The 16,787-nt window shown below is 62.3% G+C and carries 10 protein-coding genes and 1 tRNA gene; 10 read left to right on the top strand and 1 reads right to left on the bottom strand.

What is annotated here, in order from left to right:
* Window positions 1-383: 383 nt before the first annotated feature.
* A complete protein-coding gene (locus ACH2CW_RS17235) occupies window positions 384-2,360 on the bottom strand; it encodes an acyl-CoA synthetase (protein WP_395060386.1) in 1,977 nt (658 codons plus the stop codon).
* A 7-nt stretch (window positions 2,361-2,367) separates the two neighbouring features.
* On the opposite strand from ACH2CW_RS17235, the gene ACH2CW_RS17230 reads away from it, so the two are divergent.
* The 10 genes from ACH2CW_RS17230 (at window position 2,368) to ACH2CW_RS17185 (ending at window position 16,261) form a co-directional block, all read left to right on the top strand.
* A complete protein-coding gene (locus ACH2CW_RS17230; RefSeq protein WP_395060384.1) occupies window positions 2,368-3,384 on the top strand; it encodes an alpha/beta fold hydrolase in 1,017 nt (338 codons plus the stop codon).
* A gap of 85 nt (window positions 3,385-3,469) precedes the next feature.
* On the top strand, window positions 3,470-6,943 hold the full coding sequence (locus ACH2CW_RS17225) for a response regulator (RefSeq protein WP_395060382.1): 3,474 nt from the start codon (window positions 3,470-3,472) through the stop codon (window positions 6,941-6,943).
* Window positions 6,944-7,825, top strand: coding sequence for a CheR family methyltransferase (locus ACH2CW_RS17220; RefSeq protein ID WP_395060380.1), 882 nt, complete (start codon window positions 6,944-6,946; stop codon window positions 7,823-7,825). It begins immediately after the preceding gene.
* A gap of 8 nt (window positions 7,826-7,833) precedes the next feature.
* Window positions 7,834-8,439: a chemotaxis protein CheB gene (locus ACH2CW_RS17215; RefSeq protein ID WP_395060378.1), complete on the top strand. Its 606-nt coding sequence runs from the start codon at window positions 7,834-7,836 to the stop codon at window positions 8,437-8,439.
* Window positions 8,426-9,640: an ATP-binding protein gene (locus ACH2CW_RS17210; RefSeq protein WP_395060376.1), complete on the top strand. Its 1,215-nt coding sequence runs from the start codon at window positions 8,426-8,428 to the stop codon at window positions 9,638-9,640. The genes ACH2CW_RS17215 and ACH2CW_RS17210 overlap by 14 nt, the downstream gene beginning before the upstream one ends.
* A 452-nt stretch (window positions 9,641-10,092) precedes the next feature.
* The gene (locus tag ACH2CW_RS17205) at window positions 10,093-11,079 is read left to right on the top strand and encodes a glycerophosphodiester phosphodiesterase (RefSeq protein WP_395060388.1); all 987 of its coding nucleotides are present in this window, start codon (window positions 10,093-10,095) and stop codon (window positions 11,077-11,079) included.
* Window positions 11,080-11,147: 68 nt separating this feature from the next.
* Window positions 11,148-12,252, top strand: a protein-coding gene (gene prfB, locus ACH2CW_RS17200) for a peptide chain release factor 2 (protein ID WP_395060374.1) whose coding sequence is annotated in 2 segments (ribosomal slippage) — window positions 11,148-11,228 and window positions 11,230-12,252 — 1,104 coding nt in all. Because the reading frame shifts where the segments join, the coding sequence is not laid out codon by codon here.
* A 93-nt stretch (window positions 12,253-12,345) separates the two neighbouring features.
* The gene (pepN, locus tag ACH2CW_RS17195) at window positions 12,346-15,030 is read left to right on the top strand and encodes an aminopeptidase N (RefSeq protein WP_395060372.1); all 2,685 of its coding nucleotides are present in this window, start codon (window positions 12,346-12,348) and stop codon (window positions 15,028-15,030) included.
* An 81-nt stretch (window positions 15,031-15,111) separates the two neighbouring features.
* A complete protein-coding gene (locus ACH2CW_RS17190) occupies window positions 15,112-16,116 on the top strand; it encodes a class 1 fructose-bisphosphatase (RefSeq protein ID WP_395060370.1) in 1,005 nt (334 codons plus the stop codon).
* Between the two features lie 36 nt (window positions 16,117-16,152).
* A tRNA-OTHER gene (locus tag ACH2CW_RS17185) sits at window positions 16,153-16,261 on the top strand.
* Window positions 16,262-16,787 lie beyond the last annotated feature (526 nt).

Genomic DNA, 16,787 nt, shown 5'->3' with positions numbered 1-16,787 from the left:
AAGAAAAGGCGACCCGATGGTCTGGGTCCCTTCGCTTCGCTGCGGGCAACCTCCGGTGCTCGCCGAAAGTGGGGCCGAGCTCGAACTCGGCTTCGCCTCAAACAATCGCTCGTCCTGATCCACTTTCGGCTGCGCTCCTCGGCCCAGCCCGACGGGTGGGGGAGAAATGAATGCGGGGACAAACATCCGGAGCAGAAGAAGCGCGCAGCGCTTCTTCTGCGGGAATCCCAACAGACCGTCATGTTTGCACGCGAGCGCAGCACACGCGGCCACATGAGGTCCCCCGCCATCGCCCAGCGGGGCGAGGGAGGGGCGAGGGGAGGGAGTGGGGAGTTAAGTCCTGCTGGCCGACGCAGACCCGGGTGCTGCAACTTGCCAGCGTTTCACCCGGTACCTGCGCTGCGGAAGCGCTCCTCTTCCTGCAAGCGCAGAACCCGCCGCTGCACCTTGCCGGTGGTGGTCATGGGCAGCGCGTCTATGAACTCGATCTCCTTGGGGTATTCATAAGGCGCCAGCAACCCCTTGACGTGGTTTTGCAGTTTCGCTGTCAATTCAGCATCAAATTGGTCCTCAGCCCCTGCATGTAGAGCGCGAGCAGCTATGAAATCAGGAGCAAGCACCACATAGGCCTTGACCAGCGCACCACGCTCCCTGTCCGGCTTGGGCACCACGGCGGCATTCGCCACCGCCGGGTGTTTGACCAGGCAGTTCTCGATTTCACCGGGGCCGATGCGGTAGCCGGCCGCCTTGAACACGTCGTCGGCGCGCCCCTGGTACCAGAGGTAGCCATCGGCATCACGCGTGGCGAGGTCACCGGTGCGGCACCAGTCACCCGTGAACTTGGCCCGCGTCGCCGCGTCTTTCTTCCAGTAACCCAGAAAAAAGATCGGGTCCGGATCGCCGTGAATGTCAAAGCGATTCACCGCCACGTCGCCCGGCACACCAACGGCGCATTCCTTGCCGTCGTCATCAATCACCGCCACCCGGTGACCAGGGTAGCCCTTGCCCATGCTGCCCGGCCGCGCCGGCCATCCGACAGCCCCCACGCTTTTCACTTCGTGTAATACGCTGCCCCCCGAGGGGGCCGTGCCTTGCTTGGGGCGGCCCTGCGCTGCGGCAGCAGTAGTTGGCTCCGGCTGGGAGCGGTTCATGCTGCAATTTCCCACGATGTAGTTGATTTCGGTCTGGCCGAACATTTCGTTGACCACCACACCGAGTTCGTCGCGGCAATACGCAAACACCGCGTCGCCGACCGCCTCGCCGGCGCTCATCATGGCCTGCAATTTGAGCTTGAAATGTTTTCGCGGCTGCGGGAAGGCTTTCATCATGGCCTTGAGCGCCGTCGGGAACAAAAACGTGTGCGTCACGCCCTGTTCAGCCATCAGACTGAAAGCCAGCTGGGGGCTGAAGCGGCCATTGAAGGCGACGATGGGCCGGCCGAAATACAGCGTGGGTAACAAGGCGTCCATCAGGCCGCCGGTCCAGGCCCAGTCTGCGGGAGACCAAAACACTGCCGTGTTCTGGTCTCCCTTGCTGAGCTTCGCCCTTTTTGTGTTCGCCCCCTCCCCGGCCCTCCCCCGCGCGGGGGAGGGAGTCGGCACACCACCGTCAGTGGGGAAGCCGAACCAGTTCTGGCTGCAGACGAAACCCGGCAGGTTGCCGATGAGCGCGCGGTGCGCCAGCAGCGCGCCTTTGGGCGGGCCGGTGGTGCCGCTGGTGTAAATCAATATGGCTGCGTCGTCGGCTTTGGTTTTGACTGCGGTGAAAGCACGCTGCTGCGCGGCAAGCGCAGTGTCGTAGTCGATATCGCCCTGCCCCGCCGCCGCGCCGGCCGCCATCACCGTGCGCAGGGCCGGGCAGCGGCTGCGCACCGCCTGGAGGTTGGCCATCGAACTCTCGTCGCAAATCGCCAGCACCGCGTCACTGTCCTGCAGCCGGTACTCCAGCGCCTCGGGCCCGAACAGCATGGACAGCGGCATGGCCACCGCGCCCATCTGGAACACCGCCGTGTAGGCCACAGCGGTTTCAAAACGCTGCGGCATCACGATGGCGACCCGGTCACCGCGTTTCACGCCAAGTTCCACCAGCGCATGGCTGAGCGCATCGGCAGCCTGCTGAAGCTGCAAATAAGTATAAAAAGTGGTCTCAGCCCCTGGCTGGTGGGCGTGAATAGCTACTCTTTTGATAGCACTCTTGCTGCCATCGGCCTGCGCCCAGCGCCGGCAGCAGACCTCGGCGATGTTGAAATATTCATCAACCTGCCAGCGGAAGGTGCTGTGCAGGGCGGCGTAATGGTCAGCGGGCGGTGCGGCAGCGTTGTCCCTGCCCTGACTGTGTGGCGGCGCAAGTCTCTTTATCATCACCCCAATGTACAAAGAAAAGCGTATCTCCCGCAGCGAGTTAGTCCCTATACGCGGCATCAATTACCACGTACGCATCTGGCAGGCTGACGCCGCGGCCACCAGCGCCGGGCCGCCCCAGGCAAGGCCGGCCCCTTCTTCCGGGCGAAGGGTCAGCGAACCACACGCAGTGGGGAACGTGGGGGTACCACTTGTCTTGGTACATGGCTGGATGGACGTATCGGCGTCTTACCAGTTTGTGGTGGACGCGCTGTCAGACGCTTTTGTGGAAGGCCGCACCATCATCGCCCCGGACTGGCGTGGGTATGGAAAAACCGGCACCCTGGGCGCAGACAATTTTTGGTTTCCCGATTACCTGGCCGATCTGGATTTTTTACTCGACCATTACGCTGGGGATCAGCCTGTCGATCTGGTGGGCCACAGCATGGGCGGCAATGTTGCCATGCTGTACGCCGGCGTGCGCCCAGCCCGCATCCGCAAGCTGGTCAACCTTGAAGGCTTTGGCATGCCGGCCACCCGGCCCGCTCAGGCGCCTGGCCGCTTCGCCAAATGGATGGACGAGCTCAAAAGCCTGCACCGGGGCGAGATGGCGCTCAAACCCTACAAGGACGCCGACGGTGTGGCCCGGCGCCTGATGCGCACCAACCCGCGTCTGGGCCAGGACAAGGCCGACTGGCTGGCGCAACACTGGGCCACACCCGATGCCGCAGGTCAATGGAACATTCTGGGCGACGCCGCTCACAAGATCACCAATGCCCAGCTCTACCGGGTGGACGAGGTGCTGGAAATCTACCGCAACATCAGCGCACCCACCTTGGCCGTAGAAGCCTCGGACGATTCGCTGGGCAAATGGTGGCAGGGCAAATACACGCTGGCCGAATACCACGAGCGGCTCAAAGCCGTGCCGCAACTCGCCACCGCCGTGGTCCAGGACGCCGGCCACATGCTGCACCATGACCAGCCGGACCCACTGGCCCGATTGATAGAAAACTTCCTGGACCCGGAAACTGCCGACAAAGCCTGACAGCTTCAAGTGGGGTTAACACACGCTAGCTGTGCGGTCTTTGTAGGACAATCGATTTTTTAGTGCGCTTGGCGCGGGAAGATTCATGACAGCACCCAGCGCCAGCCCCCAGGAAAACTTTCGTCGCATTCTGACGCGCAACGTCAGCCTGCCGCTCGGCGTCGGCGCCCTGAGTGCCGCCGTTTTTGTGGGTCTCATTTTCTATCTTCTGGCCACCCTGGGCGGGGTAGAACAGGCCGAGCGGGCCATCAGCAGCGCCAACCAGATTGCCAAGCTCGGCGCCGACATGGAAGCCAGCGTGTCCGGCTACCTGGTCACCGGCGAAGAGCCTCTGCTTCAGCCCTTTGAAATCGGCAAGCCGCGCATTGCGGCCGAAACGGCCACGCTGGCTGGCTTGGTGCGCGACAACCAGAACCAGGTCAGCCGGCTCAGGCGTATCGCCGCGCTGCAGGTGCAGTGGAACGAGTTTGCGCAAACGATTGTCGATTTGCGGCGCAAAGACCTGGACTACCAGCAGCCCGTGCGCTCTGCAGGCGGAAAAAGTCTCACAGACGAGATTCGGCGTGAATTCAACGAGTTCGTCAGCATTGAAGAGCGCTTGCTGCAAGAGCGCAATGCGCAGGCGCGCAGCAACACCGCATGGGGGATGGCCGCCTACCTGCTTTTCAGTCTGGGCCTGAGCGGCCTACTGGCACTTCTGGGTCACCGCGAACTACAGGGCCTGGCGGACTCCTATGCAGAGGCGGAACGTAAACAAGCCGCCACGGCGCTGCTGCTGGATCAGCAACTCTGGCTGCGCACCGGGCAAAGACAACTGGCGGAGCACACCCTGGGCCAGCATGCCATCGCGTCTCTGAGTCGCAGTGTCCTGGAGTTTCTGGCGCGTTATCTCGATGTGGCGGTGGCAGCCCTGTACATCCACCAAGGCGATGGCCGGCTGCAGCGGGTCGGCGCCTACGGACTGGTCCCCGAGGGGGACGGCGCCGGGCAAGCGCTGGAAGGCGATCAGGGCCTGGTCGGGCAGGCCGCCCAGGAAAACCGGGTGATTCAGCTCAGTGACCTGCCAGCCAGCTACCTCCGGGTCAGCTCTGGTCTGGGCCAGGGGTCGGCCCGTCATGTGCTGGTGGTTCCCGTGCACAACGACGGGGTGGTCAACGGTGTGGTTGAGCTCGGCTTCTTCAGGTCTCTGGCCCCGCGCGACCTGGAATTCGTCACGCTGATTGCCAGCAACATCGGCAACTCCATCCACGCGGCGCTGTACCGCCGACGTCTGGAAGACGTGCTCAGCCAGGCCCAGGAGCTCAATGAGGAGCTTCAGGTCCAACAGGAAGAGCTGCGCACCACCAACGAGGAACTCGAAGAACAGTCCCGCGTGCTCAAGGAGTACCAGGTCACGCTGGAGAACCAGCAGGCCGAACTGGAGCAGAACAACGAGCAGCTGTCGGAAGTCGCCCTGTCGCTGGACCACAAGAATGCGGCACTCAACCAGGCCCAGACCCTGCTCGAAGAACGTGCCACCGAGCTCAGCCGGGCCAGCCGCTACAAATCCGAGTTCCTCGCCAACATGTCGCACGAGTTGCGCACACCCCTGAACAGCTCGTTGATCCTTGCCAAACTGCTGGCCGACAATCCACGGGGCAACCTCAATCAGGAAGAGGTCCGCTTTGCGCAGTCCATCTATTCGGCAGGCAATGACCTGCTGAGCCTGATCAGTGACATTCTGGACATTTCCAAGGTCGAGGCTGGCAAGCTGGAGCTGTCCCCCGAGAACATGGCCGTGAGTACGCTGGTGGATTCGCTCAAAAGCACGTTCGAACCCTTGGCCGGGCAAAAAAATCTGGCCCTCAGCATCCGCATCGAAACAGGCACGCCGGCGACACTGAAAACCGATCGCCAGCGCGTCGAGCAGATCCTGAAAAACCTGCTCTCCAACGCCATCAAGTTCACCGATGCCGGCGAGGTCAGCCTGCGTGTTGCGCTGCAGCCGCAAGGTCAGATTGCCTTTTCCGTGCGCGACTCGGGCATCGGCATACGCCCGGACCAGCAACAACTGATTTTTGATGCCTTCCGCCAGGCCGACGGCACCACCAACCGGCGTTATGGCGGCACCGGCCTCGGTCTGTCGATTTCGCGCGACCTGACCACGCTGCTGGGCGGCTCGCTCTCGGTGGAAAGCAGCGAGGGCGGCGGCAGCACCTTCACCCTGATGCTGCCCTGCGAATGGAATCCGGCCCCGGCCCCCCAGCCGGACCCCAAACTGGTCCGGCGGGTGCCCGGCAGGCTTTACAACCCGGCGCCAGGGATCGCCTCCGCCCGGCCGCCAGCGCCCGTGCCCGCTGCGGCTTTTACCGATGACCGGAAACTCCCGCCCGGCGACCGCCTGGTGCTGGTGATCGAGGATGACGTCATTTTTGCGCAAATCCTCTATGACCTGGCGCGGGAGATGAACTACAACTGTCTCGTGGCCCATGGCGCCGAAGACGGTGTTGCACTGGCCATGCAGTTCATGCCGCATGCCATCCTGCTTGACATGGGCCTGCCGGACCAGCCTGGCCTGGCGGTGCTGAAGCGGCTCAAGGAAGACCCGAAGACCAGGCATATTCCGGTGCACGTGGTGTCGGCCGACGACCTCAGTGAACAAGCCCTGCACATGGGCGCCATGGGTTACGCGCTCAAGCCGACCACGCGCGAGCAGCTCAAGGACGTATTCCAGAAGCTCAGCGACAAGCTGGCCCAGAAAATCAAGCGTGTGTTGCTGGTCGAGGGAGACGCCCTGCAGCGCGCCAGCGTCGTGCACCTGATCGGCGAAGGCGACGTGGAGATCACCGCCGTGGAAACCGGTGGCGAAGCACTTGGCCTTCTGGCCACGACCATTTTTGACTGCATGATCATGGACCTGAAGTTTCCCGACATGCAGGGCCACGAGCTGCTTCAGCGCATGTCGACGGAGGAAATTTCGTCCTTTCCACCAGTCATCGTCTACACCGGACGCGAGATGACGCGCGAGGAAGAAGCCGGACTGCTGAAATATTCACGCGCCATCATCATGAAAGGTGCCCGCTCACCCGAGCGCTTGCTTGACGAAGTCACCCTCTTCCTGCACAAGGTCGAGTCCGAGCTGTCGGCGGACCGCCAGATCATGCTCAAAAGTCTGCGCAGCCGGGACAGCGCCTTTGAAGGGCGCAAGGTCCTGGTGGTGGACGACGACGCGCGGAACATCTTCGCACTGACCAGCGCCCTGGAACAAAAGGGCATCCGCGTCGAGGTCGGCCGCAATGGCTTTGAGGCCATCAGCAAGCTCGACGAGATCGACGACATCGACCTGGTGCTGATGGACATCATGATGCCGGGCATGGACGGTCTGGAGGCCACACGCAACATCCGCAAGGATGCTCGCTTCAAGAAGCTTCCCATCATTGCCGTCACGGCCAAGGCCATGAAGGACGACCATGAGCAATGCCTCAAGGCCGGTACCAGCGACTATCTGGCCAAGCCGATTGATCTGGACCGCCTGTTTTCGCTGCTTCGCGTGTGGATGCCAGCCACGGATCGCCGCTGAATGCCCAAAAAACCAGATCTCCTGCCACCGGAGCCTGGCAGTGCCGCCAGCCGCAATACCGCCGATGACCATTCGGAAGCGGATTTGCAGCTTCTGATGCAGGCCATTTACAGCCAGTACAGCTATGATTTTCGGGACTATGCCGGTGCCTCCCAGAAAAGGCGGGTGATCAAGGCGCTGGCCCAGCTCGGCTACCCGACGATTGCGGCGCTGCAGGAGGCCGTTGCCGAGACCCCGGCGGTCTTCATGCAGTTGTTGCAGTACCTGACCATTCCCGTCAGCGAAATGTTTCGCGATCCGTCGTTTTTTCTGGCGCTGCGTCAGCAGGTCATGCCGGTGCTGCGCACCTATCCCTCACTGAAGATCTGGGTTGCAGGCTGCAGCACCGGTGAGGAGGTGTACTCCCTGGCCATCCTGCTCAAGGAGGAAGGCCTGCTCGACCGTTCCCTGATTTATGCGACCGACATCAACCCCAAGTCGCTGGCCAAGGCAAAGCTGGGTATTTTTTCGCTGGCCAGCGTTCAGGGCCACACCGCCAACTACCAGGCGGCCGGTGGCCGGCGCGCGTTTTCAGACTACTACACCGCCGCTTACGATGCCGCGATCTTCGACAAGTCCCTGCGCGACAACGTCACCTTTGCCGACCACAGCCTGGCCACGGACAGCGTGTTTTCTGAAACCCAGCTGGTGCTTTGCCGCAATGTGCTGATTTACTTCAACAAGAAGCTGCAGAACCGCGCGCTGGGTCTGTTTCACGAATCGCTGAGCCGCCGCGGTTTCCTGGGTCTGGGCGGCAAGGAGAGCATTGACTTTTCGGCCTATGCAAAGCGTTTCGAGCCGGTGGACCGGCCCGAGCGGATATTTCGCAAGTTGGAGGACTGAGCAAGGTGATGGACATCCAGCAGGTCGCAAAAAGGCATGCCGTCGAGGCCGTGGTGATTGGAGGCTCGGCCGGTGGGGTGCACGCCTTGCTGGCACTGCTGTCAGGGCTGCCGGACCACTTTTCACTGCCCATCATCGCGGTACTGCATCTGCCGAAAGAACGTGACAGCCGGCTGGCGGACGTCTTCAAGCAGAGGCTGTCCATGGACGTGCGCGAAGCAGCCGACAAGGAAGCCATTGTCCCGGCAACCCTGTTTTTTGCCGGTTCCGGCTATCACCTGCTGATCGAGATGGACAGGACTTTTTCGCTCAGTTGTGAAGAGCCCGTCAACTATTCAAGGCCTTCCATCGATGTATTGATGGATTCCGCCGCCGACGCGTACGGCCCCGGTCTTGCGGGCGTGCTGCTGACCGGCGCCAATTTTGACGGCGCGGCTGGCCTGGCGCGTATCAAGCAGCGGGGCGGTCTCACAGCTGTGCAGGACCCTGCCGAGGCCCAGGTTGCCACCATGCCGCAAGCGGCCATTCGCAAGCTCAAGCCCAACCTGATTCTCACGCTGGACGGCATCCGGCAATTGCTGATTCAACTGGATCGAAACCATGCGAACACCTGACACCGCAAAAATACTGATTGTTGATGATCTGCCCGACAACCTGCTGGCGCTCAATGCGCTGATTCGTCGGGACGGTCGAGAGATTTTTCAGGCCAGCTCCGGCGAAGCTGCACTGGACCTGTTGCTCGAACACGAATTTGCGCTGGCCATTCTGGACGTCCAGATGCCCGCCATGAACGGTTTCGAGCTCGCCGAGATGATGCGCAGCACCGAAAAAACGCGTCAGGTCCCCATCGTGTTCGTGACGGCGGCCGGGAGGGAATCGAACTACGCTTTCCAGGGTTATGAGATGGGTGCCGTGGATTTTTTGTACAAACCACTGGATGCTGAGGCGGTCAAGAGCAAGGTCAACGTGTTTGTCGAGCTTTACCTGCAGCGCAATGAAACCCGCCGGCAGGTCCAGGCCCTGGAAAAAAGTCGACAGGCGCAGGAGGTCTTGTTGCAGGAGTTGCAGGCCTCACAGACCGAGCTGCAGGCATCGATACGCATGCGCGACGACTTCATGTCCATGGTGACGCATGAGTTGCGCACGCCGCTCAACACCCTGTTTCTTGAAGCACAACTGCGCAAGATGCAACTGGACCGGGGGCGCACCGACCTGTTTGACGCCGCCCACCTGCAAACTATGGTGGCACGCGACAAACGCCAGATCCAGGCCATGATGCGTCTGATCGACGACATGCTGGATGTCGCGCGCATTCGCAGCAACCGGCTGTCGATCCGGCCAGAACCGGTCGACCTGCCGGCTCTGCTGGCCCGAGTAGTGGACAACCTGTCCAACCAGGCCCTGGCCGCGGGCAGCGCCATCTCGCTGCATGCCGACGTGGCCGTCACCGCCCTGTGGGACGAATTCCGGATCGAGCAGGTGGTCATCAACCTGCTGACCAACGCCCTGCGCTACGGCGAAGGCAAGCCGGTGTCCGTCAGCCTGAGTCTGCTGCCCGAGCTTGCCTGTATCAGTGTGCGAGACCAGGGCCGGGGTATTTCTGCAACGGACCAGCGACGGATCTTCGAGCAGTTCGAGCGCATCACCAGCGATGACGGCACGGGGGGGCTGGGCCTGGGCCTGTACATCACCCGGCAACTGGTGCAGGCGCACGGCGGCAGCATCAGCGTGCAAAGCACACTCGGCGAAGGCTCGGTTTTCAGCGTCACCCTGCCGCTGCAGCCGCCTGTTGAGCCGGCGTTGGCAGCGGACTGAAGGACTCAAGGGTGGTGGGAGTGGGGAGCTCACTCCTGCCCTGCTCTCCACCCCGCGCTAGCTGGCCGGGGGTTGCCCGGCTTGTTGGTGATCACTAGCTGTATGAGTCATCGACCATGGATCCCGGATCTAGTCCGGGATGACGGGCGAACAGCTTGCTGCCGGGCAACCCCCGGCTTGTTGGTGAACCCCCACGATACGAGTCGTCCAGCATGGATCCCGGATCGGGCCTGCCCCGGACTTGATCCGGGGTCCGGGATGACTGGCGAATCTTATGCCCCGAACATCGCCAACTTCAGCGGCCAACTTGTGCTGATTGACAGGGATCGGACCTGCATGCCCCGATTGTCACGCTGGCGCGGCAAAATGCAGCAATGAACACATTCTTCCTCCCCGGCCTGACGCGCCGCCAGCCTGCCATTTGCTCACTTTTTGATAGCTGCTTGCGCACAGTGGCTATGGGCTGGAGGTCGATTTGGCTGATAACTCTGGCCGCAGCGGCGCTGTTCGCCCAACCGGCCGCCGCCTTTGACCTGCAGGGCCACCGTGGCGCCCGCGGGCTGGCGCCCGAAAACACCCTGCCGGCCTTCGAGCAGGCGCTGGCCCTGGGCGTCAACACGCTGGAGTTGGACGTCGGCCTGAGCGCCGACGGTGTGGTGGTGATCACGCACGACCCTTATCTGAACCCGCTGATCACGCGGGACGCCAGCGGCCAGTGGCTGCCCGGCAGCCGGGGCCCGCTGATCCGTTCACTGAGCTTCGCGCAGTTGCAGGCCTATGACGTGGGCCGCCTCCAGCCCGGCACAGCCTACGCCACCACCTTCAGCAACCAGCAGCCGCTGGACGGCACCCGCATCCCGGCGCTGGCCGCGCTGTTTGAACGCGTGAAGCTGCTGGGCGCGACCGGCGTGCGCTTCAACATCGAAACCAAGCTCAACCCGGAGCAGCCGACCGACACCGCCACCCCGGAGCAGATGACCGAAGCACTGCTCAAGCGGGTGCGTGAGGCCGGCCTGCTGCAGCGCGTGAGCATCCAGAGCTTCGACTGGCGCACGCTGCAGATCGTGCAGCGGCTGGAGCCGTCCATCCCCACGGTGTACCTCAGCATCCAGACAGCCAACACCAACAACATCACCAGCGGCGCATGGACGGCAGGTTTCAAAATCGCTGAACATGCAAGCGTGCCGGCCATGGTCAAAGCCGCTGGCGGCGCGGTCTGGTCGCCCAACGGCGGCGCGGTGACGCAGGCGCTGGTGCAGCAGGCGCAGGCGCTGGGCCTGAAGGTCATTCCCTGGACCATCAACCAGGCGACCGACATGGAGCGTATGATCGGTTGGGGCGTGGACGGCCTGATCACCGACTACCCGGACCGCCTGCGCGAGGTGATGCGCCAGCGCCAGATGCCGCTGCCACCACCCCTGACACCCCTGAAAAACTGAGGTCATCTGCCTCAGGCGCCGGGGCATGAGAAAATGGGGAATTGACCCCAGACCACACAGGATTTCTCATGGAAGCAGAACGCATCAACACCATCTCCAACCAGCTCGCCGACCTCAGCAACCGGGTCAACGAGCTCAGGGGGTATCTTTGACTACCCTGCCAAGGAACGTAAGTTAAACGAAGTCAACGCCGCGCTCGAAGACCCGAAGGTCTGGGACAACCCCAAACGCGCGCAGGAACTCGGCAAGGAAAAAAAATCGCTGGAAGACGTGGTGCACGTCATCGACCGGCTGAGCGCTGAGCTGGCTGACAACACCGAGCTGTTCGAGATGTCCAAGGCCGAAGGCGATGAAGCCGGCATGACCTCGATTGAGGGCGAGGCCGCCAATGTCGCGACCGAGGTTGAGAAAATGGAATTCCGCCGGATGTTCAACAACCCGGCCGACCCCCTGCCCTGCTTCCTGGACATCCAGGCCGGCGCCGGCGGCACCGAAGCCTGCGACTGGGCTAGCATGCTGCTGCGCCAGTACCTCAAATACGCCGAGCGCAAGGGTTTCAAGACCACCATCGAAGACGAAACCGCAGGCGACACCGCCGGCATCAAGGGCGCCACCATCAAGATCGAAGGCGAATACGCCTTCGGCCTGCTGCGCACCGAAACCGGCGTGCACCGCCTGGTGCGCAAGTCGCCGTTTGACTCCTCGGGCGGGCGCCACACCTCGTTTGCCTCGGTGTTTGTTTACCCCGAGATCGACGACTCGATCGAGATTGACATCAATCCGTCCGACGTGCGCACCGACACCTTCCGCGCCAGCGGCGCCGGCGGCCAGCACATCAACAAGACCGACTCGGCGGTGCGCCTGACACACATTCCGACCGGCATCGTGGTGCAGTGCCAGGACGGCCGCAGCCAGCACAGCAACCGCGACGTGGCGTGGAAACGCCTGCGCTCGCGCCTGTATGACTTCGAACTGAGGAAGCAACAGGAAGCCCAGCAAAAGCTGGAAGACACCAAGACAGACGTGGGCTGGGGCCACCAGATTCGCAGCTATGTGCTGGACAACAGCCGCATCAAGGATTTGCGCACCAACTACGAAACCTCGGCCACGCAGAAAGTGCTGGACGGCGACCTGGACCAGTTCATCGAAGCTTCACTGAAGCAAGGCGTATGAATTTAATTGTCGTAATTGCGGGCCAGACCCGCAATCCATGCCCCGCACGCTACAGGCTGTGCGGTCACACCGACTCAACCTCAGGAACCCGCCATGCTGCGTGAAGGCCAATCCCCGGTAATCAACCGCGCCGACTACATTGCACCCGCCTACTGGATCGACACCGTCGACCTGTCCTTCGACCTGGACCCGGCCAAAACGCGTGTGCTTAACAAGATGAGCTTGCGGCGTAATGCCGAAGTGCCGGCGCAGCCGCTCAAGCTCGACGGCGAAGAGCTGAACCTCGCGCGTGTGCTGGTCAACGGCCAGGGCACCTCCTTCCGCATGGAAGGCGACAAGCTGGTTCTCGACAACCTGCCGGATGCCTTCGAGCTGGAAATTTTCACCACCTGCGCGCCCGTCAAAAACACCAAATTGATGGGCCTCTACGTCAGCAACGACTCCTTCTTCACGCAGTGCGAGGCCGAAGGTTTCAGGCGCATCACCTACTTCCTGGACCGTCCCGACGTGATGGCCAGCTACAGCGTCACCCTGCGCGCCGACAAGGTGAAGTACCCGGTGCTGCTGTCCAACGGCAACCTCGTCGAGCAGGGCGAGCTCGAAGGCGGCCGGCACTTCGCCAAATGGGTGGATCCGCACAAAAAACCGGCCTATCTGTTTGCGCTTGTGGCCGGTCAGTTGGTCAGCCGTGAGCAACGCATCACCTCACGCGCCGGCAAGGAACACACGCTGCAGGTGTATGTGCGCCCCGGCGATCTGGACAAGACCGAACACGCGATGAACTCGTTGATGCATTCGGTGGCGTGGGACGAAGCACGCTTCGGCCTGAGCCTGGACCTGGAGCGTTTCATGATCGTTGCCACCAGCGACTTCAACATGGGCGCGATGGAAAACAAGGGCCTGAACATCTTCAACACCAAATACGTGCTGGCGAATCAGGCGACAGCAACTGACACCGATTATTCAAACATTGAAAGCGTCGTCGGCCACGAATACTTCCACAACTGGACCGGCAACCGCATCACCTGCCGCGACTGGTTTCAGTTGAGCCTGAAGGAAGGCCTGACCGTGTTCCGCGACCAGGAGTTCAGCCAGGACCTGTGCGGTGAGGCCTCGGCCCGCGCCGTCAAACGCATCGAGGACGTGCGTGTGTTGCGCACCGCCCAGTTCCCCGAAGACGCCGGCCCGATGGCACACCCGGTGCGCCCCGACAGCTACATCGAGATCAGCAACTTCTACACCGTCACGATCTACGAAAAAGGCGCCGAGGTCGTGCGCATGATGCAGACACTGGTCGGCCGCGAGGGTTTTGCCAAAGGCATGAAGCTTTACTTCGAGCGCCACGACGGCCAGGCCGTGACCTGCGACGACTTTGCGCAGGCCATTGCCGACGCCAATCCCGCGTCTGACCTGGCGCGCCTGTTGCCGCAGTTCAAGCGCTGGTACAGCCAGGCCGGCACGCCGCGTGTGCACGGCACGGGGGTGTACGACGCTGCGACGCGCAGCTACACACTCACGCTCTCGCAGAGCTGCGCGCCGACCGCCGGCCAGCCGGCCAAGGAGCCCTTTGTGATTCCGGTCGGCCTGGGCCTGCTGGGCGCAGACGGCGCCGACCTGCCGCTGCAGCTCGCTGGCGAAGCCGCCCCGGTCGCTGCGCCGCGCACCTTTGTGCTGACCGAGGCCCGCCAGACGCTGAGCTTCATTAACGTGGACGCCGAGCCGGTGCCGTCCATTCTGCGCGGCTTCAGCGCGCCGGTGGTGCTGGAGTTCGACTACAGCGACGCGCAACTGCTGCACCTGCTGGCCCATGACATCGACCCCTTCAACCGCTGGGAAGCCGGGCAACGCCTGGCGGTCCGAAGCGCTATCAAATCCATAACTGCCAGCGCTTATCCAGCAGGGGCTGAGCCGCTAAATGATGCTTATGTCGAGGCCATGCGCAGCGTGCTGCGCGACCCGTCACTCGACGCCGCCTTCAAGGAACTGGTGCTGACCCTGCCAGGCGAAACCTACATCGCCGAGCAGCTTGACGTGGTGGACCCGCAGCGCATCCACGCCGTGCGCGAAGCCATGCGCACGCAGCTCGCCACGGCGCTGGTTGACGACTGGGCCACGGTGTACGACGCCCATCAGGACAGCGGCGCCTACACGCCCGATCCGCTGTCCTCGGGACGGCGTGCGCTGGCCGGCATGGCACTGACGCACCTGTGTATCGCCGCCACCATCACCGGTGACGCGGTCTGGCCGGGCAAAACTTTCCAGCGTTTCAAGGACGCCGGCAACATGACCGACCGCTTCAACGCGCTGGCGGCGCTGGTCTCCAGCGGCCACCCGCTGGCGGCCGAGGCCCTGTCCCGTTTCCACACCATGTTCAAGGACGAGGCACTGGTCATCGACAAGTGGTTCGGCCTGCAGGCCGGCGCACCGGACCGCGGCGGCAACATCCTGCCGGCCGTGAAACAACTGATGAAACATGCCGACTTCAGCCTGCGCAACCCGAACCGCGCACGCAGCGTCATCAGCACCTTCTGCCAGGGCAACCCGGCCGGTTTTCACCGCGCCGATGCGGCCGGGTATGTGTTCTGGAGTGAACGTGTGATCGAGCTCGACGCGATCAACCCGCAAGTCGCCGCCCGACTGGCGCGCGCACTGGACCGCTGGAGCAAGCTGGCTGAACCCTACCGCAGCGCCGCGCGCGAAGCAATTGCCCGCGTCGCCGCCAAGTCTGATTTGAGCAAGGACACGCACGAGGTGGTCTCGCGCGCGCTAGCCGACTAGTACAACCCTGTCATTGCGGACTTGATCCGCAATCCATGGATCCCGGATCGAGTCCGGGATGACAAACCGAGGAGCTTCACGATGTCTTCAAAAGTATCTCTCACGCGTTACCTGGTCGAGCAGCAACGCATCGACGGTCACATTCCTTCTCAGCTCCGGCTGCTGCTCGAAGTGGTGGCCCGCGCCTGCAAAAGCATCAGCCAGGCCGTCAACAAGGGCGCGCTCGGCAGTGTGATGGGCAGCGCCGAAAGCGAAAACGTGCAGGGCGAGATCCAGAAAAAACTCGACATCATCGCCAACGAGGTGCTGATCGAGGCCAACGAATGGGGCGGCCACCTGGCCGGCATGGCCAGCGAGGAAATGGAAGGCATTTACGTGGTGCCGAATCGCTACCCGCAAGGTGAATACCTGCTGCTGTTCGACCCGCTCGACGGCTCCAGCAACATCGACATCAACGTCAGCATCGGCACCATCTTCAGCGTGCTGAAGATGCCCGAAGGCGACCGCGGCGTAGACGAGTCGGACTTTTTGCAGGCCGGCCACAAGCAGGTGGCAGCAGGCTACTGCATCTACGGCCCGCAGACCACACTGGTGCTGACCGTCGGCGACGGCGTCGCGATGTTCACGCTGGACCGCGAACAGGGCTCGTTTGTGCTGATCGAAGAGAACGTGCAGATCCCGGCCGATACGAAAGAGTTCGCCATCAACATGAGCAACATGCGGCACTGGGACGAGCCAGTCAAGCGCTACGTGGACGAGTTGCTGGCCGGCAAAGACGGCCCGCGCGGCAAGGACTTCAACATGCGCTGGGTGGCAGCCATGGTGGCCGACGTGCACCGCATCCTGTGCCGCGGCGGCATCTTCATGTACCCCTGGGACAAACGCGAACCCGACAAAGCCGGCAAGTTGCGCCTGATGTACGAAGCCAACCCCATGAGTTGGCTGATCGAGCAGGCCGGCGGCGCCGCCACCAACGGCAAGCAGCGAATTCTCGACATCCAGCCGACCAAGCTGCATGAACGCGTGAGTGTGATCCTGGGATCGAAGAACGAGGTCGAGCGCGTGACCGGTTATCACGCCAAGTAGCCCCAGCTATAATCTCGGGCTGTATTTCAGGTAAACGCCGGTGTAGCTCAGTCGGTAGAGCAGCTCATTCGTAACGATGTGCCAACTACCGAAAACACACGAAAAAGTCTTTGTAATTCAACGCAGAGCACTCTCTTCACCGGCAGCCAAATGTGCCCTGGCACACTGCTGGCACAACGCCAGAAATACTCTCGGAGAACTTCAGCACAGTTCGACCGAGTGTCACAGCCGCCGCACTGCGGTCGGCAACTGTAGTCCTATCCTCTCATGCACGCCATGGCTGACTTCGTCAGCCCGGCGCAGCTTTGCCATGCGCCGAGGCCCTAGCGCGACTCCAGGCGAGATCGCTCCGCTACGCGGATACAGGCTCATGAGCCAACGCTAGCTCTGAGCACCTGCGGCGATTAGACGCCAGCATCAATAGCGACAGTCCACACAACGGACTGAAACCCCAAATTAAATCCCGTGGAATTCAAACCTCTTCAGAGGAATGATGCGTACACAGCGAGCACTCGCGCGCTTCTAACACCGTATGGAGATCCAGCATGGCCGCAATTCGTGAGCGCAAGAACGCTAAGGAAACTCTGAACAAGTCCACCGATCAGATGTGTTGACCGTTGAGATACACAAAGGAGCAGCAGCGATGGACCAGATCAGTTTCGCGGACGCAG

Source organism: Polaromonas sp., assembly GCF_043778355.1.
In the GTDB taxonomy this organism is placed as follows: Bacteria; Pseudomonadota; Gammaproteobacteria; order Burkholderiales; family Burkholderiaceae_C; genus Polaromonas.
Note: the sequence above shows the minus strand (reverse complement) of the source record. Positions and strands in the feature narration are given on the sequence as shown.

Bases quoted from the DNA above. Each gene is read 5' to 3' on its own strand.
- ACH2CW_RS17215 (WP_395060378.1), top strand. From the start codon at position 7,834: ATGGACATCCAGCAGGTCGCAAAAAGGCATGCCGTCGAGGCCGTGGTG.
- ACH2CW_RS17225 (WP_395060382.1), top strand. From the start codon at position 3,470: ATGACAGCACCCAGCGCCAGCCCCCAGGAAAACTTTCGTCGCATTCTG.
- ACH2CW_RS17230 (WP_395060384.1), top strand. From the start codon at position 2,368: ATGTACAAAGAAAAGCGTATCTCCCGCAGCGAGTTAGTCCCTATACGC.
- ACH2CW_RS17210 (WP_395060376.1), top strand. From the start codon at position 8,426: ATGCGAACACCTGACACCGCAAAAATACTGATTGTTGATGATCTGCCC.
- ACH2CW_RS17190 (WP_395060370.1), top strand. From the start codon at position 15,112: ATGTCTTCAAAAGTATCTCTCACGCGTTACCTGGTCGAGCAGCAACGC.
- ACH2CW_RS17220 (WP_395060380.1), top strand. From the start codon at position 6,944: ATGCCCAAAAAACCAGATCTCCTGCCACCGGAGCCTGGCAGTGCCGCC.
- pepN (WP_395060372.1), top strand. From the start codon at position 12,346: ATGCTGCGTGAAGGCCAATCCCCGGTAATCAACCGCGCCGACTACATT.
- ACH2CW_RS17235 (WP_395060386.1), bottom strand. From the start codon at position 2,360: ATGATAAAGAGACTTGCGCCGCCACACAGTCAGGGCAGGGACAACGCT.